This window comes from Kribbella sp. NPDC056951, from assembly GCF_042674205.1.
GTDB classification, from domain to species: domain Bacteria; phylum Actinomycetota; class Actinomycetes; order Propionibacteriales; family Kribbellaceae; genus Kribbella; species Kribbella yunnanensis.
In genome coordinates this window covers 64,985-85,264 of sequence record NZ_JBHUQZ010000007.1, presented here as the reverse complement: position 1 = coordinate 85,264, position 20,280 = coordinate 64,985, and the positions used below count along the sequence as shown (strand labels likewise).

Genomic DNA, 20,280 nt, shown 5'->3' with positions numbered 1-20,280 from the left:
GTGCCGGACCCGGACGAGAACGCTGCCCGGAAGCCGTCGCAGCAAACCGGACCGACGATTGCCAGCGACGGTTCGATCGCGGGTCTGGCCGCCGGGCGCGACATTCACATCGGTAGTCCGTCGTCGATCAACGACCTCGTTCTCGAGCTTCAGCATCTGAGTTTGAACGCGGCATTCCAAAGGTTCCGGAAGATCGAGCTCAAGGCGGGTGTTCTTGGCGATCTCGCCGCCAAGGACCCCCGTCGTGCGTCCGATCTCGTCGCGAAGCTCGTCACGGCTGATGAGGCCGGCGCCCGGCAACTCGTCCGGCAGCTGGCCCCTGCCTTCGCCGGGAAGCTCATGCTGTTGATGAAACCTTCGGCCAGAGCGGCTTTGATGGAAGCCCATGGCAACCCGGCGCGCATCATCGGCAGCATGGGGTCTGCTGACGGTGCACCGTTGTTGTCGGACCTCGCACGACGCGATATCGGTACGGCGGCGAAGGTGCTCGCGGCCTTTCCAGCCACGCACCGCGCCGTCTACCTCGGCCACATGGAGCCGCACCAGGCTGCCCGGGTACTCAGCACGTTCGCACCAGCGGATGTGAAGGATGTCATCGAGCGCCTGGAGAGCAGCGACCGGCCTGCGGCGGAGATCCTGTCGGCCGAATTGCGGACCGTGACCGAGTCGGCCCAGCGCGAAGGAAGTCTCAAGTCCAAGGTCCTTGCCTTCCAAATCGCTGCGGGCGCGTTGCTCGTCGCCTGCATCGTTCTGCTCGCCGGCCGCAGTGGCGGATCCGCCCAGCCGAACGCCGGCGCGACCGTATCGCCGGGGCCGCTTTCAACCCCCCAGCCGGCCGGCAACCCCACTGTGTCTGTCATCCCCCTCGGCTTCCCCGCTGACCACCCTCTCCGCGCCGACCTCGCACAATGGTCGGATACCTGCCGCAGTTGGCAGGAAGAGCCGGAAGCCAAGGGCAGTCAGATCACCCGGCTGATCTACAGCTGCCGAACCGCCGAAGGGATCTGGGTCGTCTACACCCAGTACTCCTCGGCCGTGATCCCCTTCAGCTTCGGCAAACCCAACCAGGCCGACGCCACCGGCGGATCCTGGAAGGGTCCCGGCGAACGACGAGGTACCTATCTCCTGTACGCCCGCGACCGCGGACGCCCCGGCATCTGGCTCCAAGAAGCCGGACCCTCCCGCATCGCCTTCATGCTCTGGGCTCCAGAGAACAGCAGCCTCGGCGAGGAAGAACTCAAGGACTCACTCCGCCGCCTACTCCGAGACCACGGCTACGAACTAGCGCCCTGACGGAGGTAGGGCGAACTCGCCGAGCTTGCCGGTCGTCAGCCGCATTCGCACCAGACCTTCGACGGCGACAGTCGCTGCGGCGACGCCGTCGACGACGCTCACGCCCAGGTTGGCTGACAGGTCGTGGCACAGGTCGGCCATGCCCGCGCAGCCGAGGACGATCGCGTCGGAGCCGTCGCTGGCGAGGGCGTCCTTGCAGGCCTGCTGGATGATTGCCCGGGCTTGCGGGTCGGTCTCGAGGTCGAGTACCGGAATCTCGCACGCATGAATACCGAGGCAGCTCCGAGAGACGCCGTACTCGTCGGCAAGGTCTTGAGCCTGCCCGACGGTTCTGGACAGTGTGGTGACCACGCTGAAACCGCGTCCGAGATAGGCCGCTGTCCGCATCGCTGCCTCCGCGATACCGACCACTGGACCGCGTGCGAGTTCTCGCGCGGCCTTCAGGCCGGGATCGCCGAAACAGGCGATGACGTAGCCGTCGTACCCCTCGGCCTCGCCTTTGGCGATCTCCTCGAGCACCCCCGGTACGGCGAGGGCCGCGTCAGCGTGGCTCTCGATCGCCGGCGGTCCGTGGCGAGGACTCGTCGCGTCGACTCTGACTCCCGGGCCGGCCGCGGCTCGGGCGCAGTCGCCGATCTTGGCGGTCATCGATGCAGTGGTGTTGGGGTTGATGATCTTGAGTTTCACGCGGCGGCCACGTTGGCGCGTTTCGCCAGGACCGAGTAGGCCGCGAAGCCGACGCCGCAGCCGATGAACCAGCTGTAGTCACTGATCCACAACGCCGCATCGATCCACCGCGGAACCAGTACTGAGGCGATGGAGATCAGCCCCGCTGCGACGACTGCCTTGACTGCGCTGGGGTTGTAGCCCTTCGAGTAGAAGTACTCGCCGTCTTCGTCCATCGTGAACATGTCGTCGACGACGAGTTTCTGCTTGCGGATCAGGTAGAAGTCGGCGATCAGGATGCCGAACAATGGACCGATCAACGCTCCCAGGATGCCCAGGGTGTAGTGGATGGCGGTCTCGTTGTTGTACCAGTTCCACGGGGTGAGGACGACCGAGCCGACCGCCGCGATCATGCCGCCCGCCCGCCAGCTGATCCGCTGCGGACTGACGTTGGAGAAGTCGAACGCCGGTGAGATGAAATTCGCCACGATGTTGATCCCCACGGTGGCGGTGACGAAGGTGGCGGCACCGAGGAGGATGGCGAACGTGCTGTCGATCCGCTGCACGGTCTGGATCGGATCGGTGATCAGCTCGCCGTACACCGGGACGGTGGCGGCCGCGGTGACCACTGTCAGCAGGGAGAAGAAGATGAAGTTGAGCGGCAGACCCCAGAGGTTCCCCTTCTTCACGGCTGCGAAGCTCTTGCCATAGCGGGAGAAGTCACCAAAGTTCAGCATCGGTCCGGAGAAGTAGGACACCACGAGCGCGATCGCGCTGAGCATCGTGCCGACCGTCGCCCAGCCCGAGAGCTTGTGGTCCGACAGGCTGAGGTCGATGTGGAAGTCGGCCTTGATCAGCAGGTAGCCGCACAACAGGAGCATGGTCACGTAGACGGCTGGGCCGGCCAGGTCGATGAACTTGCGGATCGTCTCCATCCCCCGCCAGAACAGCGCCGCCTGAGCCACCCAGAGAATCGCGAACCCGACATACCCGAGGACGGACAGACCGAGGAATCCGTGCTGCGTGACATCCGCCCACGGGGCCAGACCCGGCCAGAGCTTCAGGAACACGATATTGAGCGCAGCGGCGGCCAGGAACGTCTGCACGCCGTACCAGGCGACCGCGATCAGGCCGCGGATGATCGCCGCGATGTTGGCGCCCCGGACACCGAAGGAGACCCGGCAGATCACGGGGTACGGGACACCGGCGAGCTGGCTCGGCTTGGCCACCAGGTTGCAGAAGAACTGCACGATGCAGATACCGGCGATCAGGCAGACGAACACCTGCCAACTGGTCAGGCCGAGCGCGAACAGACTGCCCGCGGTCAGATAGCCGCCAACGCTGTGTACGTCGGACATCCAGAACGCGAAGATGTTGTAGCTGCCCCAGGACTGCTTCTGCAGCGGAGCCAGATCCTCGTTCGTGAGCCGCGGGTCGTAGCTGGTCCCGGGGTCGATCTGCGTCGCGGTGTCGGTCATGAAGTGACGCTAAGAAGACCTCGTTTCGGCGACGGACACCGCCGGTAAACCCAAGGTTTCCGCTCAAATATATGCAGCGCGAACGATCACGCAGGGTCGACGAAGCAATCGGGGTCGTCGGCGAACCGGCTGATCACGGTCCGGAGACGTGTGTAGTGCTCATCGGACTGGGCGATCAGCGCATCTGCATCGCGGGCCTGGAACGCCTCGATCATCCGCTCGTGGTCGGCGTGCAGCGCGGCCCGGTCGGCGGCGGGGACGCGCGACATCGGCCGGGCAGGTTCGGTGATATTCCAGGCGGATTCGTACATCTTGACCAAGCGCTGCATCCCCGATGGCGCGATCAGGGCCAGATGGAACCGGCGGGCCGCCGCGTCGTACCCGCGGTCGTCTCCTCGCTCGACCGCATCACCAAGCTGCTCGTGGGCCGCCCGGACTTCCGCCTCGTGCTCGACATCGACCCGGCCGACGGCCGCCCGAAGAGCCGCCGCCTCGAGCGCCTGGCGGACGTCGTACAGCTCCTTGAACTCGCTGAACGTCAACTTGGCGACGCTGTACCCCACGTGCGACCGATGCTCGACGAGTCCTTCGGCCAACAGGGTCTTGAGCGCCTCCCGGACCGGGATGGGACTGACCCCGAAGAACGCCGCCACCTCGTCGATCGGAATCGGCGTACCGGGCTGTTGATCGCCGGTCAGGATGGCACGCCGCAGGTCAGCCTCCAGCGACGGCGTCCGGCCGGCGCCGGACGTCCGCACCAACCGAGAGGCAAAAGCCGATCGACGACGCATCCCCTCACGATAGTCTGACGCGGTTCACGTCGCGGATCCGCTGGGGGCAGCTGTGTTTCGATCTTTCCGGATGGTGTTGGCTCTGGCGCTGGTGGCTTTGTCCGTGGTCGCTTTACCTGAGGAAGCGTTGGCCGGGCAGACGGCTTGTGCGGATCCTGCGGTTCAGCGGTTCGGGCCGGCGTCGGTGAGTGGCGCGATCGTGACGGCGGCGGTTGACAAGGGCCACGCGTACGTCGTCACGCGGGGACAGACCCCGCCTGTCGTCGGCGACGTCGACCTGGCGACTCGTCAGGTCGTGCGGTCCGCCACGCTGCCGGACGGGCCCGGGGAAGGGAGGCCCGAAGGCGCCTGGGCCTCGGCAGTTGCCGGGGGCAACGTTTACTTCGGGACCTACCCGGTGCCGGATCTGTATCGGTACGACCTGGCAACTGGCAAGGCGACCTTGCTGCGGTCGTTCGGGGCCAACGGTGGCTTCATCTGGAGTATGGCGGCCGCTTCGAACGGGACGCTCTATCTCGGCACCTACCCCGACGGCAAGGTCTGGGAGTACGTTCCGTCGACCGGCGCAGTCCGCGACTTCGGTGTCCTCGCCACAGGGGAACGGTATGTGCGATCCCTCGCGGTCGACGACACCACTGTGTACGCCGGTCTGCTGGACAAGGCGCGGTTGATCGCGATCGATCGCTCGTCCGGGGCGAAGCGTCAGCTGGCTACGGGGCCGACCGGGTTCACAGTGCTGACGACCAACGGCGACCGGATACTGGCCGGCAGCGGAGGCACGCTGATCGACGTCCGCAAGGACGGCACGGACCTCAAGTCGATTGACCTGGGCGGACGGAGTGCGGATGCGATCACCGTCTCCCCCGACGGCACTGCGTATCTCTCGACTCGGCCACGCGGCGCGATCCTCTCCTACCGCAGCGGAGATACCGCCGTCGTCGAGGTCGGGACTCCGAGAGCGGAAGAGGAGACGCGCACGATCGTGCCCGTCGACGGCCACCTGACCGGCTTCACCGGAAGCGGCGGATGGTGGGAAATGGACCCCGGCACCGGGCAATCGACGTACACCGATCTGATGGCAGCGGGCCTGCCCGCCGGGGCCGAACGACCGCAGTCGATGCTGCTCATCTCGGGCAAAGCGGTGTACATCGGCGGCCACTTCTCCATGACAGTAAGGAATCTGGCCACCGGACTGCATCGGCGGTTCTGGGTGCCGGGAGAGCCCAAGGCACTCGTCCAGCGCGGCGACAAGGTCTACGCCGCGATCTACCCCAGCGGGCAGATCATCGAGATCGACCAGGCCACCGACGCGATCCGCAGCCTCGGCTACCTCGGCCACGGCCAGCAACGCCCGTGGGATCTCGAGTACGACGCTGTGACCGACAAACTCCTGGTCGCGTCGAGCGCTCTCGGCGCCAGCCTCAAAGGCGCACTGTCGATCGTCGACCCCGACACCGGCGAGATGAACGTCTACGTCGACGTCATCCCCGACCAGTCCCTGATGACCCTGTCCCTGGACAGCGCGAAAGGCATCGTCTACCTCGGAGGCGACGTACGAGGCGGCGGCGGCACGACCCCCACCCAGACCACCGCCTCGATCGCCGCCTTCGACCTGCCCACCCGCAAGGTCCTTTGGCGAAACAGCCCGATCGCCAACTACCAAACCTTCCAGGACCTCAAGGTCCACCCGAACGTCAACCTCCTGTACGGCGTCTACAAACGCACCTCGAGCTGGTTCGCCATGGACCTCGCCACCCGCAAGATCGTCCGCAAGGGATCACTGGCCGGCTACGGCGAACTGCACCTCCAACGAGGCAAGGTCTTCACCGCCACCTACTACGGCGGCGGCAACGTCCACGAACTCAGCGGAACCACCGCCCAACTCATCGCCACCGGCCTAGGCGACGAGTGGTACACCAACCCCCAACTGGCCTTCCAACCCAGCACCTGGAACGCCTGGACCCTAGCCGGCCGAGACCTAGCCCTCATCCGCCTAGACCCAACCTGCCCACCGGTCGACGTCAACGGCTAACTCACCGAGGAAAAGTCATTCGGATGAATTATTGACGGCGGGCATGACCTGGATCACACTCGTTCGAAATCCCTCAGTCGCCGCCCCACTGAAGGAGCTTTCGAATGCTGCCTCTCGCCACTGCCGCCCTGATCATCACCGCGTCGCTTGCGCCGGTTCCCACGGCCGCCGCGTACTACGTCGATCCGTCGACTGGCTCGTCGTCCAATCCCGGCACCGCGGGCAGCCCGTGGCGCACGTTGCAGGAGGTCTTCGACTCCGGCCGCACTTTCGCGGCCGGTGATGTCATCTACCTGCGGAGCGGCAACCACGGGAATCCCGTGATTCGGGGCGGGGTCGCCTCCGGTGTTCGGACGATCAAGGCGGAAGCGGGCCAGACACCGAGAATGCGGACACTGCGTTTCCAGAGCGGCGCCACGCGCTGGACGGTCGACGGTGTGGTGGTGTCTCCACAGGAGGCCGACGGGTCGTTCACCACCGCCAACCTGGTCCAGTTCGACGCGGGTGCCACGAATGACGTCGTACAGAACTCGCAGATCCGCGCCGCGAGTGACAGTACGGCGGCCGGCTGGGCGAACGACGATTGGGTCAACCGCAGCGGCACCGCGGTGATGGTGGTCGGCAGCAACAATCAGGTGCTGGGCAACCAGATTCGCAATGTCCGCAACGGAGTCATGCTCGAGCGGACGACGACCGCCGGTGCCGGCGCGACCGGCGCTGTTGTCCGGGGCAACAGTGTCAACCACTTCTGGGAGGATGCCTTCCGCTGCAAGGTCAGCGGCTGTCTCCTGGAGCGCAATTCCGCGATCAACAGCTACGCCGTCGTACCGCCAGGCATGGAGAACGATCCGCCGCACCGCGACATGTTTCAGAGCTATCGCGGCGACGGCAGCTTCACGCCGATCACGAACGTGGTGCTTCGGGGCAACGTCTTCATCAGTCGGCAGGGCACCCGGTACTCGAAGATTCCCTTTCAGTACAACGGGAAATACACCACTCAAGGCATTGGCGCCTTCGACGGTCCGTACGACAACTGGACCATCGAGAACAATGTCGTGATGGTCGAGGTGAATCTCGCGATCGGCCTCTACGGCATGAACAACAGCCGGATCGTCAACAACACGGTCGTGCCCAATGCGCTCGGGGTCGACAGCGAGATCCGGCTGACCAACCAGAAGGACGGCACCCCGTCCGACAACAATGTAATCCGCAACAACGTGGCCCACGCCTTCAACACCGGCGCCGGAACCAATACCCGGCACAGCAACAACGTGACCGTTGGCGCGGCGTACTCGACGTACTTCGTGGACTACGCCGCCGGAAACGTCCACCTCAAGTCCGGCAGTCCCGCGATCGGATTCGGCACCACCACCGACGCGCCATCGACGGACGCTGACGGCAAGACCCGTTCGGTCCCGTACGACGCGGGCGCCTACGAGTACTGAGCGGCCGGACCCGTCGAGTCGCGTACGACGAGCCTGGGGATCAGCGAGATCTGCCGCCGCGGCGAGTCGGGGTCTGCGAGCCGCGCGCGCAGGGTTTCGACGGCAAGGCGGCCGACATCGAGCTTGGCCGGGGAGACCGCGGTCAGCGGGACATCGGAGAGGTCGGCCACCTCGTCGTCGTAGCTGATCACGGAGAGGTCGCCGGGGATCGCGATGCCGTTCGCGGCCGCCGCGTTGACCAGCAAGGTCGCCTCGCGGTCGGCGAAGCAGATGACAGCGGTGACCTGCTCACGCATGAGTTCGGCAAGGAATCGGCTCGCGTCGGCACTCGTCCAGCGGTCCCGCGTCTCCGACACCACCGGTACGTCGCCAAGTCCGTCGCGAAGCTGCGGTGCCGTATGCGGGCTCGTCCGTTCCAGGTAAGCGATCCGCGTGTGCCCCAGCCCGCGCAAGTGCTCAACCGCAGCCCGTGCTCCGGCGGCGTGGTTCGACCCGACGAACTCGTGCAACGTGCCCGGATCCTCCAGACCACGCTCCACCAGCACCACCGGTACGTCGAGATCGTCCAGCCCCGGCACGTCCGCCGCGAGGATCAGCCCGGCCGCGCCGGCTCTCACGAGCCCCTCGACTGCCTGCCGCTCCGCGACCGCGTCCCACTCCGTTGACCGCAACAGCATCTGCGCACCGTGGACAGCCAGTTCGCGCTCGATACCGACGATGATGCGCGGAAAGTAGTACGTCATCGACGGCACCGCCACGCCGATCAGCGGCCCGGTGTCGCTGCTCGCGATGTACATCCCCGAGCCCTGCCGCCGGTAGACCAGTCCGTCCTGGACCAGCAGATCCACCGCCCGCCGGACGGTACTGAGGCTGACCCCCTGCTCACGGGCCAACTGCTGCTCGGTCGGCAGCTTGCCCCCGGGCCATCGCAGCTCGGCGATCCCGCGCCGCAGGTCAAGCGCGAGATGCCGCGCTTTCTGCCCGCGCTGCACGTCAGCCGCCGGCACCTCGGATCCGCTCACGCGCCGACTCTACTGGGCAGCACTCCGGAAATTCATTCGTATCAATCTGTTGACCCAGCAGATGACCTGGCCCACACTCATCCGAACACCCCCTGAATCCGCCTCAGGAGATCCCCCGTGAATCGACGCGCCTTCCTGGTCGGCACGACTGCCGCCACCGCAGCCCTCACCCTCCATCTACCGGCCGCCGCAGCCCCGTCGGACTTCGCCGCCCTGCGGGCCAGGTGGGCCGCCAGCCTGACCGGAGGTACGGCGATCGACCCAGCCGATCCGGACTACACTGCCGCACTCCGTCGCCTGGACACCGCGGTTGCGTCGTCGCTTGGCAAACTCGACCGCGCTCCGCAACGAACGCGGGTCTTCACCGACTACCCGCTGACCGCCGACCCGTCGGTCGCGAACACCTACGTCCGGCTCGAGCAACTGGCAACCGCCTGGGCAACGCCAGGTTCGACGTACCACCAAGATGCCGCGCTACTGACCGACGTACTGGCTGCGCTCGAGTCGATGAACCAGCTGATCTACAACACGACGACTGCCGAGTTCGGCAACTGGTGGTCGTGGGAGATCGGCGCGACGCGGCCGCTCGCAAGCATCATGGTCCTCCTGTACGACGTCCTGCCGGCCGAGGCGCGTGATCGGTACTGCGCGGCCATCGACCACTTCGTCCCCGACCCGTACCTGATGTTTCCGCCCGCGCGCTCGGTCGTGTCGACCGGCGCGAACCGGGTCGACCTCTGCCAGGCGATCATCGTGCGCTCGCTGGTCACCGACGACGAAGCGAAACTCATCCATGCCCGCGACGGTCTCAGCGACACCTGGCAGTACGTCACCAGCGGCGACGGGTTCTACCGCGACGGTTCGTTCATCCAGCACACCTGGGTTGCGTACACCGGAACCTACGGTCACGTCCTGCTCAACGGCATCGGCAAGCTCCTCGCCCTGCTCGCACAGTCGCCTTGGGAAGTCACCGACCCGAAGCGGCAGATCCTGTTCGACTCGGTCGCGAAGGCGTATCTCCCGGTCGTCCACGACACACGGATGATGGACTTCGTCCGCGGCCGCGCAGTCTCGCGGTACAACGCCTCCGACCACAACGACGGCTACACCGTGATGGAGGCGATCCTGCGCCTGGCCAACGGAGTCGATGCCACCCTCGCGACAAAGTGGCGTGCCGCGGTCGCCGGTTGGGTCTCGCGAGACACGTTCGGCAGCGTGCTCGCCGGGGCCAGCATCCCCCGCGTCGCGCTGATCAAAAGCCTGCAGGGCGTGACCCCGGCACCTGAGCCCGACGGCCACACGTTGTTCGCCAGCATGGATCGCGCGGTCCACCGCCGTTCCGGCTGGGCCTACTCGATCTCGATGGCCAGCGCCCGGATCGCGTACTACGAATGCGGCAACGGCGAGAACGACCAGGGCTTCCACACCGGCTCCGGGATGACGTATCTCTATGACAAGGACAACGGCCAGTACGCCGACGCCTTCTGGCCCACCGTCGACCGCTACCGCCTCCCCGGCATCACCGTCGACAAGTTGCCCCTGGCACCGAAAACCGGCGGCGAATGGGGAGCCAGCCGACCGACTACGAACTGGGTAGGTGGATCCACCCTCGCCGGTTATGCAGCCGTCGGCCAGGACCTCCAAGGCCTGGGCTCACCAATGCGCGCCCGCAAATCCTGGTTCTGCCTGGACGAGTACGTCGTTGCCCTCGGCGCCGGAATCACCGGGACCAGCGGGCACCCCGTCGAGACGATCGTCGAGAACCGCAACCTGCACAGCGATGGCACGAACGCCCTGCTGGTCAACGGATCCGCAGAGGTCCCGGAGCTCGGTGACGCAAAGACCGTCGCTGCTCGTTGGGCTCACCTGGACGGAGTCGCCGGCTACGTCTTCCTCGACGGCAGCACCCCACTGCAGCTCCGCCGCGAAACCCGGACCGGCACCTGGCGCGACATCAACACGGGAGGCCCCACCACGCCGGTCGACCGCCGGTACCTGACGATGTGGCTGGACCACGGCGTCGATCCGACCAACGCGACGTACAGCTATCTCATCGCACCGGGCGCAACCGCCGTACGAACCGCCGAACTCGCTCGCCACTGCTCAGTCCTCGTGCTCCGCAACACAGCCGACGTACAGGCCATCCTCAGTGGTCGGCTCCTCCTGGCCAACTTCTGGTCCCCAGGCCGGGCCGCCGAACTCACCGCGGACACCCCATGCTCAGTCGTACGGCGAGCTCGTGGTCGCGAGATCGACATCGCCCTCTCCGACCCGACCCAACTGGCCACCGAGGTACGTGTCCGACTGTCATTGCCCAGGGCTACCATCGTCAGCGCCGACGAAGGAGTCCACCTCCGCCGTACCGGCTACGGCCTCGAGATCACCGCGGACGTCACCAACGCAGCGGGCTCCACCCGAAAGCTGACCATCCGGCTCTAAGCTGGCCCCTGAGGAGGTGGGCTGGTGGCGGTGACGATGCGCGACGTCGCGCGGCATGCGGGCGTCTCGCCGAAGACGGTCTCGAACGTGATGAACGGGTACCCGTACATCCGCGAAGAGACTCGGGTCAGGGTGCTCGCGGCGATCGACGATCTCGGTTACCGGGTGAACATCTCCGCTCGCACGCTGAAGTCCGGGCGGACCGGTGTCATCGCCCTCGTGCTGCCCGAGCTGAGCAACCCGTACTTCGCGGAGCTCGCCGATGCGGCGATCGCAGCCGCCGGTGAGCACGGGTTGACGGTGATGATCGAGACCACCAATGCCGACCGCGAGCGCGAACTGACCGCGCTCGCCCGGCCCGGCGGTCACCTGGTCGACGGTCTGCTGTACAGCCCGCTCGGGCTGGGGCAAGAAGACGTGGACGAGCTGCCGACCCGCAGTCCGATGGTGCTCCTCGGCGAACGGATCTTTCACGGCCCGGTCGACCACGTGATGATCGACAACGTCGAGGGGACCAAGGCCGTGGTCAAGCACCTGCTCGACCAGGGCCGACGGCGGATCGCGCTGCTCGGCAGCAAACCCACTGAGCAGATCGGCACCGCCGCCATCCGGCACCGCGCGTACATCGAGGCTCACGAGGAGTACGGCGTACCTGTCCCGGAGGACCTGGCCGTCTCGGGCGGCAAGTGGCACCGCTCGAGTGGAGCCGACGCCATGAACGACCTGCTCTCCCGCACGCGGGACTTCGACGCGGTCCTGGCCTTGAACGACACGCTCGCGCTGGGTGCGATCCGCGCGATCACCACGCATGGGCTCCGGATTCCGGACGACATCGCGGTGGCCGGCTTCGACAACATCGACGAGGCCGAGTACAGCACTCCGACGCTGACCACGGTCGATCCCAACCGGGTGCACATCGCCCGGACCGCCGTCGACCTGCTCGTCCGGCGGATGGGCGGCGACACCTCGGAGCACGAGGAGCTCGTCGCGCCGTACCGATTGCACGTCCGCGAGTCGACCGTCAGCTGACGTCTTGACCGGCTCAGGGCTGGCGTGCATCCTTTCTACACCGATGTAGTACACCGATGTAGAAGGCCGGAGGAACCCTGCAATGGCCGACGGCTCCGCCCCCTCTCGCCCACGTCGCCGCGCCGTACTCGGCGGTCTGCTCGGCGCCGGCGCGTTGTCCCTGACCGGCTGTGCCGGCCTGCAGTCGAAGACCCGCGTTCGCGAATGGAACCTCTTCGGCGGCGGTGACGGCGCCCGCCTGCAGCAGATCCACCAGCAGTACGTCGCCGAACATCCCGACGTACGGTTCGAGGCCCACACGCTCGCCTGGGGACCGCCGTTCTACACCAAACTCGCGATGTCGGCGGCCGGCGGGCGTGCGCCCGAGGTGGCCACCCTCCACCTGTCGCGGCTGAAGGGCTTCAGCCCGACGACCATGCTCGACCCGATCCCGCTCGACCTGCTGACCGAGGCCGGCATCAGCGAGTCCGACTTCCTGCCGGAGATCTGGAACCGCTGCCACGTCGACGGCGTCCTGTACGCCGTTCCCCTCGACCAGCACCCGTTCGTTCTGTACTACAACACCGAGATCTGTCAGAAGGCCGGGCTGCTCGCACCCGACGGCCGCCTAAAACCGGTCGAAGGCATCCCCGCCTTCCTGGACATGCTCAAGGCGGTCAAGGAGACCACCGGCAAGTTCGCCGCCTCGGTCGAGACCACCAACCCCTGGCGGATGTGGTGGACGCTCTACGGCCAGCTCGAAGGCAAGTTCTTCGACGACTCCGGTCAGCGCCTGGCGCTCGACGACGCCAAGGCGCTCGAAGCCCTGTCGCTGATGGCGAAGCTCGCGGCCGACGGGCTCACGCCTCGATCGGCCAACTACGCCGCCCTGGTTGCGCAGTTCAGCAACGGCGAGGCGGGCCTGAGTTTCAACGGCGAGTGGGAGGTGACGACCTACCAGACGGCGAAACTGCCGTTCAGCATGGCGCCCTTTCCGGTCCTGTACGACGTTCCCAAGTACGCCGGTGATGCGCACACCTTCGTGCTCCCGCACCAGGCGAACCGGAACCGGGCCGACACGAAGGCGACGGTCGAGTACATCGCGTGGATGCTCAAGCACAGTACGGACTGGGCGGTCGGCGGCCACATCCCGGCGTACCAGCCAGTGGTCACCAGCCAGGAATACCTGAGTCTCAAGCCACAGGCGGAGTACCGCAGTGTCGCGCCTGACGTGCTGTTCGACCCCGACGCCTGGTTCAGCGGCTCCGGGGCGCAGCTGCAGAACGAGGCCGGTGCGGCGTTCAGTGGCGTCTTCTCCGGACAGACGACACCCCAGGCCGCGCTCGCGCAGTTCAAGGCGGCGACCCAGAAGCTCCTCGACACTCCGTCCCCGGTCTAGGAGGTACACATGTCTTCCCAAAAGCCTTGGCGGGAACGCTGGGCCGGGTTGTTCTTCGTCGGCCCGTTCTTGCTGCTGTTCGCGGTATTCCTGGTGTGGCCGACCATCTCCGGGCTGTGGAACAGCTTCTTCAACACGAGCCTGGCGGGTGTTGAGCAGGAGTTCCTTGGGCTGCAGAACTGGCGCGAGATGTTCAGCGACTCCGCGGTCTGGTCGTCGCTGAAGAACACGCTGATCTTCACCGCGATGAGCACGCCACCGCTGGTGATCATCGCGCTCGTGATGGCCCTGCTGGCCAATCGCACCGGTGTGCTCGGGTGGCTGTTGCGATTCGCGTACTTCGCTCCGTTCGTGCTGCCGGCCACAGTCGTGACACTGATCTGGGTCTGGATCTACGAACCAGGATTCGGTTTGGTGAACGGACTGCTGACGGCCGGTGGGTTCGCCGAGATCGACTGGCTGAACACCGAGAACCGGGCGATGCTCGCGGTGGTGATCACGACCGTCTGGTGGACGGTCGGGTTCAACTTCCTGCTCTATCTGGCCGCTCTGCAAGGGATTCCGGAGCAGGTCTACGAGGCGGCGGCGATCGACGGTGCGGGTGAGCGGCAGAAGTTGTTCCGGATCACGTTGCCGCTGCTGCGCCGGACGACCGCGCTGATCGCCGTACTGCAACTGGTGGCCTCGCTGAAGATCTTCGACCAGATCTACCTGATGACCAACGGCGGTCCGAACTACGCGACCCGGCCGATCATTCAGTACATCTACCAGAACGGCTTCACCAACTACCGGATCGGCTACGCCTCGGCGATCTCGTACATGTTCTTCGCGATCATCGTGGTGGTGGCCGTGCTGCAGTTCAAGCTGTTCTCCGGCTCGAAGGAGACCAGCGAATGAGGCCGGCCTGGACGTTCCCGAAGGTCGCCACCACGGTCGGCGCGCTGATCCTGGGCGTGGTCTGGCTGATTCCGCTGCTATGGGCCGTCAGTACGTCGCTCAAGCCGGAACCGGAGACCACCCGGTCGCCGATCACGTGGTGGCCCGCGGCACCGACGGTGGATGCCTACCGCAGCATCCTCAGCCAGGGTGATCTGATCCGCTGGTTCGTCAACAGCAGCGTGGTCTCGGTTCTGGTCACTGTGCTGACGCTGCTCGTGTCGGTACTGGCTGCATTCGGCTTCTCCCGCACGGACTTCCCCGGCCGACGGGTGCTCTTCGGGCTGGTCGTGGCCGGCATCCTGGTGCCGCCGCAGGTGCTGATCGTGCCGCTGTTCCAGGAGATGACCGGCCTCGGGCTGGTCGACACCTACTGGGGCATCGTGCTGCCGCAGGTGGTGGCACCGGTGATGGTGTTCGTGCTGAAGAAGTTCTTCGACGGCATCTCCCGCGACTACGAGGACGCGGCCCGGGTCGACGGCGCGTCCCGGTGGCGGATCGTCTGGAGCGTGATGGTGCCGATGTCACGCCCGATTCTCGTTGCCGTCGGCATCTTCACCTTCATCGGTGCCTGGAACAACTTTCTGTGGCCCTTCATCGTGACCACTGACCCGTCGATGATGACGATCCCGGTCGGGCTCGCGAACGTCCAGGGTTCGTACGGCCTGCGTTACGCCCAGATCATGGCCTCGGCCGTGCTGGGCGGCCTGCCGCTGCTGATCGTCTACGCGCTGTTCCAGCGTCAGGTGGTCCGCGGGGTCGGCGACGCCGGCATCAAAGGCTGACCGCTACAACATTTTCACTGACAGGAGCAAGCTGGTGCGCACTGCCCACCTGACCATCGATCCCGCCTTCGCGATCGCCCCGGTGAACCGCCGGACCTTCGGGACCTTCGTCGAACACATGGGCCGATGTGTCTACACCGGGATCTACGAGCCCGGCCACGCGACCGCCGACGAGGACGGCTTCCGCAAGGACGTCCTCGAGCTGACGCGGGAGCTCGGCGCTTCGGTGGTTCGCTACCCCGGCGGCAACTTCGTCTCCGGGTACCGCTGGGAGGACGGTGTCGGTCCGCGGGAGGAACGGCCCCGACGGCTCGACCTCGCCTGGCACAGCGTCGAGACCAACGAGTTCGGGCTGGACGAATTCATGCGCTGGTGCGCCAAGGCCGGGGTGGAGCCGATGATGGCGCTCAACCTCGGTACCCGCGGCGTACAGGAGGCACTCGACCTGCTCGAGTACACGAACCACCCGGACGGTACGGCGTTGTCCGAACTGCGCGCGCAGCACGGAGCCTCGCCGTACGGGGTGAAGTTGTGGTGCCTCGGCAACGAACTCGACGGGCCATGGCAGGTCGGGCACAAGACTCCGACCGAATACGGGCGGCTGGCGGCCGAGACGGCTCGGGCGATGCGGATGGTCGAACCGGATCTGCAGCTCGTCGCGTGTGGCTCGTCGTCGTCGAAGATGCCGTTGTTCGGTACCTGGGAGCGCGACGTACTGCGCGAGACCTACGAATTCGTCGACTACATCTCCTGCCACGCCTACTACGGCAATGACGACGGTGACACCGCGTCCTTCCTCGCCTCGGCCGTGGACATGGACCACTTCATCGACTCCGTCACGGCGACCGCCGACCACGTGGGTGTCGAGCTCAAGAGCCGCAAACGCATTGACATCTCCTTCGACGAATGGAACGTCTGGTACGGCGATCGCTCCCGCCGTACCGATGGTCCGGCCGACCAGTGGGAGGTCGCGCCGCGGCGCATCGAGGACGAGTACAACGTCACGGATGCCGTTGTCGTCGGCAACCTGTTGATCTCGCTGCTGCGACACAGCGACCGGGTCGCGGTCGCGTGTCTGGCCCAGCTGGCCAACGTGATCGCGCCGATCATGACCGAGCCCGGCGGCGCTGCCTGGCGGCAACCGACCTTCCACCCGTTCGCCATCACCTCGCGCCTCGCCGCCGGCCAGGTCCTGCGGGTCGAGACCAACTCCCCCACGGTGACCACGGCCAAGCACGGCGAAGTAGCGGCCGTCGACGCAGTGGCGACGTACGACGAGGGCCGGCTGTCGCTGTTCGCCGTCAATCGCTCCACCGAGGGGCCCGTCGAGATCACCGTCGACCTCAGCCGGACCGGCGTCAACTCGATCGACGAAGCAGTCATCATCCACGACGAGGACCCACTCGCCACCAACTCCGCGGTCGCCCCGGACCGCGTCACCGCGCAGCACCATGACTCAGCCCAACTGGTGAACGGCAAGCTGACACTCACCTTGCCCGCCATCAGCTGGAGCGCCCTGAGCCTGTCCGTCTGACCCCCGCCCCGTCGCCCCACGGATCGAGGACGCCATGCGTCGTTTCACGAAACCACTCGCCAGCTTGCTCGCCGGAGCCATTGCAGTAACCGCCGCGATGGCTCCCAACGCCTGGGCCGCCTATCCAGGACCCGGCCACGTCACCGGGGATATCGGAGTGCACGACCCGAGCGTCGTGAAGCGACCAGGCGGTGGCTACCTGGTCGCCCACACCGGTGACAACATCTCGCTGAAGACATCCACCGACAGAACGGCCTTCCGCAACGCCGGCTCGGTCTTCCCGGGCGGCGCCCCCTGGACAACCGCCTACACCAACGGCAGCCCGCACCTGTGGGCGCCCGACATCTCCTACCGCAACGGCCAGTACTACCTGTACTACTCAGCCTCCACCTTCGGCTCCAACCGCTCAGCGATCTTCCTCGCCACCAGCCCCACCGGCAACTCCGGCACCTGGACAAATCGCGGCCTGGTCGTCGAATCCCGCACCACCGACAACTACAACGCCATCGACCCTGACCTCGTCGTCGACGACCAGGGTCGCTGGTGGCTCTCGTTCGGCTCGTTCTGGTCCGGCATCAAGCAGATCGCCCTCAACCCCACCACCGGCCTACGCGCCGACTCCACCCTGCGCGCCCTCGCCGGCCGCAACGGCGGCCCGATCGAAGCCCCGAACATCATCAAACGAGGCAGCTACTACTACCTCTTCGTGTCCTTCGACTACTGCTGCCGCGGCGCCGACAGCACCTACCGCGTCATGGTCGGCCGCTCCACCACAGTCACCGGCCCCTACCGCGACCGCAACGGCACCGACCTGAACGCGGGAGGCGGCACCCAAATCCTCGCCTCCCACGACACCATCCACGGCCCCGGCCACCAAGACGTCTTCCCCGACACCGACCACGACATCCTCGTCTACCACTACTACGCCAACGACGGCACACCCCTCCTAGGCATCAACTGGCTCACCTGGGACAGCGCCGCCTGGCCCGTGGTCAGCTGAAGACTGGGTATTACGTCACGGTGTACCAGCCGTGCTTGCCGACAGCGTGGGCGTAGTCCCAGGCCCCGGCCTCGCAGGTGCCGTTGCCGTAGGCGAGGCTGCCAACGGCCCACTCGACCTGGACCCACGAGTTGCCGGGCGCGTAGATCTGCATCGAGTACGACCAGGTCGCGTGATCCTTCTCCCACTGGGTCCAGCTCCCGTACGGCGACTGCACCCGCTTCCACGTGCAGACAGCTGCACCGTCCCACTGAATCCAGTTGGTCCCGCAAGTGCCGGAGTAGAACATCCGGAAGCGGCCACCGCCGGGCGGATAGAAGTCGTGGATCGGACTCGCACCGACATTGCAGCCGGTCGCATACGGATCCTTGTTGTTACAGCCGGTTCCACTGCAGGTTGCAGTGGTCTTGGCATCGGCAGACAGCGGGCTGAGCCCCGCCATCAGAATCGCTAGGCCGACAAGCAGCCGGGGCACCTTCTTCATGGAGACTCCCACCGGTTCGACAATGACGACCCCACCAGCCTCACCGCCATCGCGACCGCCGCGACGCCTCTGTGCACAAGCCGACGCCCCATGCACAATTCGCGCTCAACAGCCCAGTCCGGTGCTACGGCGGTCCCGCTACAGGTGACGTTGGAAGAAGTGCAGGGCCTCGTGGCCGAGCTGTTCCCAGGGCTGGTCGGTCCACGGGGCGTGCGCGTCGTCGGTCAGGTTGTGGTGTCCACCGTGGACGGTGCGGAGCGTGATGTCGCCGCCGAGGGAACGGACCTGGTCGGCGAAATCGACGCTCTGGCGGTACGGGACGGTCTCGTCGCGGTCGCCGTGGCACAGGAGGATCGGTGGCAAGGTCGAGTCGACCAGGTGGAGGTGGTGGGCAGGGCTCGCCGCGGCTCGGAGCTGGCTGTTGGTGGTGTTGGGTCCGCCGAACAGGTCATGGAAGACCGAGCCGGGGTCGTTCTCGTCGGTCAGGTGCCAGGTGCGGAAGTCGGTGGGTGCGCAGCGAGCAACAACAGCCTGTACGGCGGGATTGGGCCGCGTGGCGAGCAGAAGCGCGAGGTGCCCTCCGGCGGAGTCTCCCCAGACTGCCATCCGATCGGGGTCGATGTTGTAGCTGCCGGCGTGAGTGCGCAGCCAGCGGACTGCGGCTTGGGCATCGTCGAGCTGGGCCGGGAACGGATCGGTGGTTGTCAGTCGATAGCTGACACTGGCCGCGGCGATGCCGTTGGCGGCGAGCAGCGGGCTGATCCACGGGTACATCGCGAGCTCGCGACCGCCCGACTGCCATCCTCCACCGTGGAAGTAGACGGCGAGCGGCGTGCGACCTGCTCCGCGCGGAACGAGCAGATCGAGATGGAGGTCGGACTCCCACGGTGGGCGATCCAGATGCCGCCGATAGCGGAGCGCGGGAACGACCTCGAACTGGTGCGGTCCAGCACTGGCCGAGACGAGCATGGGTGGAGGGTATGCCCGCTCGGCCAGTTGATGTCAGGCTGTTACGGCTTTTTGGCTACGCCTACCCAGAGGCTGCAGCTGATGTCGTTGAAGGTGTCGTTCTCGACCAGGCGGTCGGTTTCGGCGTCGGGGTGCCAGCGGTAGGGGACCTCTACGCCGGGGTCGACGAGTTCCAGGCCGGTGAAGAAGCGGGCGATCTCTTCGCGGCTGCGGACCTGGGCGTCGCCGCCGTCGGCCTTGTAGACCTGGATGGCTTGTTCCCACATCTCGGGGGCGAAGTCCGGGGTGCAGTGGGAGAAGAGCAGGTAGGAGCCGGGGGCCAGAGCGTCGACCAACTGCTGGAGGAGCTCGTAGGGCTTGGCGTCGTCGGGGAGGTAGTGGAAGACGCCGACGATGCTCAGGGCGACCGGCTTGCTCAGGTCGAGGACGTCGCGGACCTCGTCGGAGTCGAGGATCGCCTGCGGGTCGGAGATGTCGGCTTCGAGGTACGCCGTGCGGCCTTCCCGCGTGCTGACCAGCAGCGCGCGGGAGTGGGCGAGCACGATCGGGTCGTTGTCGACGTACACGACGTGGGCCTCCGGCACGACCTCTTGCACAACCTCGTGCAGGTTCGGGCTGGTCGGGATCCCGGTACCGATGTCGAGGAACTGCGTGATGCCCTGCTCGGCGACGTACCGGGCCGCTCGGTGCATCCACATCCGGTTCGACTGCGCCGCGGTCCGGAACCCGGGGAAGGCCTCGAGCAGGTGCTCGGCGACCGCGCGGTCCGGCGCGAAGTTCGTCTTGCCACCCAGGAAGTAGTCATAGACCCGCGCACTGTGCGGAACACTCAGATTGAGCCGTTCCACCATGTCGACTTCGGTGTCATCGCTGTGGTCACTCATACAAACTCCTCGACGCCGCCCGTGCAGTAACCCGCATCGTAGCGAACGTGCATCACCCTGTAACCACAGCCCACAATTCCTTGACGAGGCAGATACATGTCGGTCGATTGTGGTC

General features: G+C 66.3%; 17 protein-coding genes. 10 read left to right on the top strand and 7 right to left on the bottom strand.

Features of this window, described 5'->3' with window-relative positions; all coding sequences use genetic code 11:
* Positions 1-1,293, top strand: coding sequence for a hypothetical protein (locus ACFTSF_RS26195; protein ID WP_380156406.1), 1,293 nt, complete (start codon positions 1-3; stop codon positions 1,291-1,293).
* On the opposite strand, the gene ACFTSF_RS26190 is transcribed toward ACFTSF_RS26195, so the two are convergent.
* The 3 genes from ACFTSF_RS26190 to ACFTSF_RS26180 form a co-directional block, all read right to left on the bottom strand.
* Positions 1,282-1,980 carry an aspartate/glutamate racemase family protein gene (locus ACFTSF_RS26190; RefSeq protein WP_380156404.1) on the bottom strand — a complete coding sequence of 233 codons (699 nt, stop codon included), beginning with the start codon at positions 1,978-1,980 and terminating at the stop codon, positions 1,282-1,284. The genes ACFTSF_RS26195 and ACFTSF_RS26190 overlap by 12 nt on opposite strands.
* A complete protein-coding gene (locus ACFTSF_RS26185) occupies positions 1,977-3,437 on the bottom strand; it encodes an NCS1 family nucleobase:cation symporter-1 (protein WP_380156402.1) in 1,461 nt (486 codons plus the stop codon). Before ACFTSF_RS26185 ends, ACFTSF_RS26190 begins: the two co-directional genes overlap by 4 nt.
* An 86-nt stretch (positions 3,438-3,523) precedes the next feature.
* Entirely contained in the window at positions 3,524-4,228 is a 705-nt protein-coding gene (locus tag ACFTSF_RS26180; RefSeq protein WP_380156400.1) for a GntR family transcriptional regulator, read from the bottom strand.
* Positions 4,229-4,298: 70 nt separating this feature from the next.
* Between ACFTSF_RS26180 and ACFTSF_RS26175 the strand changes: the two genes are divergently transcribed.
* Positions 4,299-6,260 carry a hypothetical protein gene (locus ACFTSF_RS26175; protein ID WP_380156398.1) on the top strand — a complete coding sequence of 654 codons (1,962 nt, stop codon included), beginning with the start codon at positions 4,299-4,301 and terminating at the stop codon, positions 6,258-6,260.
* 104 nt (positions 6,261-6,364) lie between these two features.
* A complete protein-coding gene (locus ACFTSF_RS26170; RefSeq protein WP_380156396.1) occupies positions 6,365-7,705 on the top strand; it encodes a choice-of-anchor Q domain-containing protein in 1,341 nt (446 codons plus the stop codon).
* Here ACFTSF_RS26170 and ACFTSF_RS26165 read toward each other — a convergent pair.
* Positions 7,693-8,727: a LacI family DNA-binding transcriptional regulator gene (locus ACFTSF_RS26165; protein ID WP_380156394.1), complete on the bottom strand. Its 1,035-nt coding sequence runs from the start codon at positions 8,725-8,727 to the stop codon at positions 7,693-7,695. The genes ACFTSF_RS26170 and ACFTSF_RS26165 overlap by 13 nt on opposite strands.
* A gap of 117 nt (positions 8,728-8,844) precedes the next feature.
* Here ACFTSF_RS26165 and ACFTSF_RS26160 point away from each other — a divergent pair, with 117 nt between their 5' ends.
* The 7 genes from ACFTSF_RS26160 to ACFTSF_RS26130 all read left to right on the top strand — a co-directional run bounded on the left by ACFTSF_RS26160 (position 8,845) and on the right by ACFTSF_RS26130 (position 17,828).
* A complete protein-coding gene (locus ACFTSF_RS26160; protein ID WP_380156393.1) occupies positions 8,845-11,166 on the top strand; it encodes a polysaccharide lyase 8 family protein in 2,322 nt (773 codons plus the stop codon).
* Between the two features lie 24 nt (positions 11,167-11,190).
* Positions 11,191-12,195 (top strand): LacI family DNA-binding transcriptional regulator, encoded by a 1,005-nt coding sequence (locus tag ACFTSF_RS26155; RefSeq protein ID WP_380156391.1) that lies wholly within the window; start codon positions 11,191-11,193, stop codon positions 12,193-12,195.
* An 82-nt stretch (positions 12,196-12,277) separates the two neighbouring features.
* Positions 12,278-13,573, top strand: a complete 1,296-nt coding sequence (locus ACFTSF_RS26150; protein ID WP_380156390.1) for an extracellular solute-binding protein — start codon at positions 12,278-12,280, stop codon at positions 13,571-13,573.
* A gap of 9 nt (positions 13,574-13,582) precedes the next feature.
* On the top strand, positions 13,583-14,470 hold the full coding sequence (locus ACFTSF_RS26145) for a sugar ABC transporter permease (RefSeq protein WP_344158963.1): 888 nt from the start codon (positions 13,583-13,585) through the stop codon (positions 14,468-14,470).
* The gene (locus tag ACFTSF_RS26140; protein WP_344158961.1) at positions 14,467-15,294 is read left to right on the top strand and encodes a carbohydrate ABC transporter permease; all 828 of its coding nucleotides are present in this window, start codon (positions 14,467-14,469) and stop codon (positions 15,292-15,294) included. The genes ACFTSF_RS26145 and ACFTSF_RS26140 overlap by 4 nt, the downstream gene beginning before the upstream one ends.
* 34 nt (positions 15,295-15,328) lie before the next feature.
* On the top strand, positions 15,329-16,828 hold the full coding sequence (locus ACFTSF_RS26135; RefSeq protein ID WP_380156387.1) for an alpha-N-arabinofuranosidase: 1,500 nt from the start codon (positions 15,329-15,331) through the stop codon (positions 16,826-16,828).
* 34 nt (positions 16,829-16,862) lie between these two features.
* A complete protein-coding gene (locus ACFTSF_RS26130) occupies positions 16,863-17,828 on the top strand; it encodes an arabinan endo-1,5-alpha-L-arabinosidase (protein WP_380156386.1) in 966 nt (321 codons plus the stop codon).
* A gap of 10 nt (positions 17,829-17,838) precedes the next feature.
* On the opposite strand, the gene ACFTSF_RS26125 is transcribed toward ACFTSF_RS26130, so the two are convergent.
* From ACFTSF_RS26125 to ACFTSF_RS26115, 3 genes are all read right to left on the bottom strand, one after another.
* Positions 17,839-18,312 carry a hypothetical protein gene (locus tag ACFTSF_RS26125; RefSeq protein ID WP_380156384.1) on the bottom strand — a complete coding sequence of 158 codons (474 nt, stop codon included), beginning with the start codon at positions 18,310-18,312 and terminating at the stop codon, positions 17,839-17,841.
* Between the two features lie 138 nt (positions 18,313-18,450).
* On the bottom strand, positions 18,451-19,281 hold the full coding sequence (locus ACFTSF_RS26120; RefSeq protein ID WP_380156382.1) for an alpha/beta hydrolase fold domain-containing protein: 831 nt from the start codon (positions 19,279-19,281) through the stop codon (positions 18,451-18,453).
* 41 nt (positions 19,282-19,322) lie between these two features.
* Entirely contained in the window at positions 19,323-20,165 is an 843-nt protein-coding gene (locus ACFTSF_RS26115; protein ID WP_344158955.1) for an SAM-dependent methyltransferase, read from the bottom strand.
* Between the last annotated feature and the right edge of the window lie 115 nt (positions 20,166-20,280).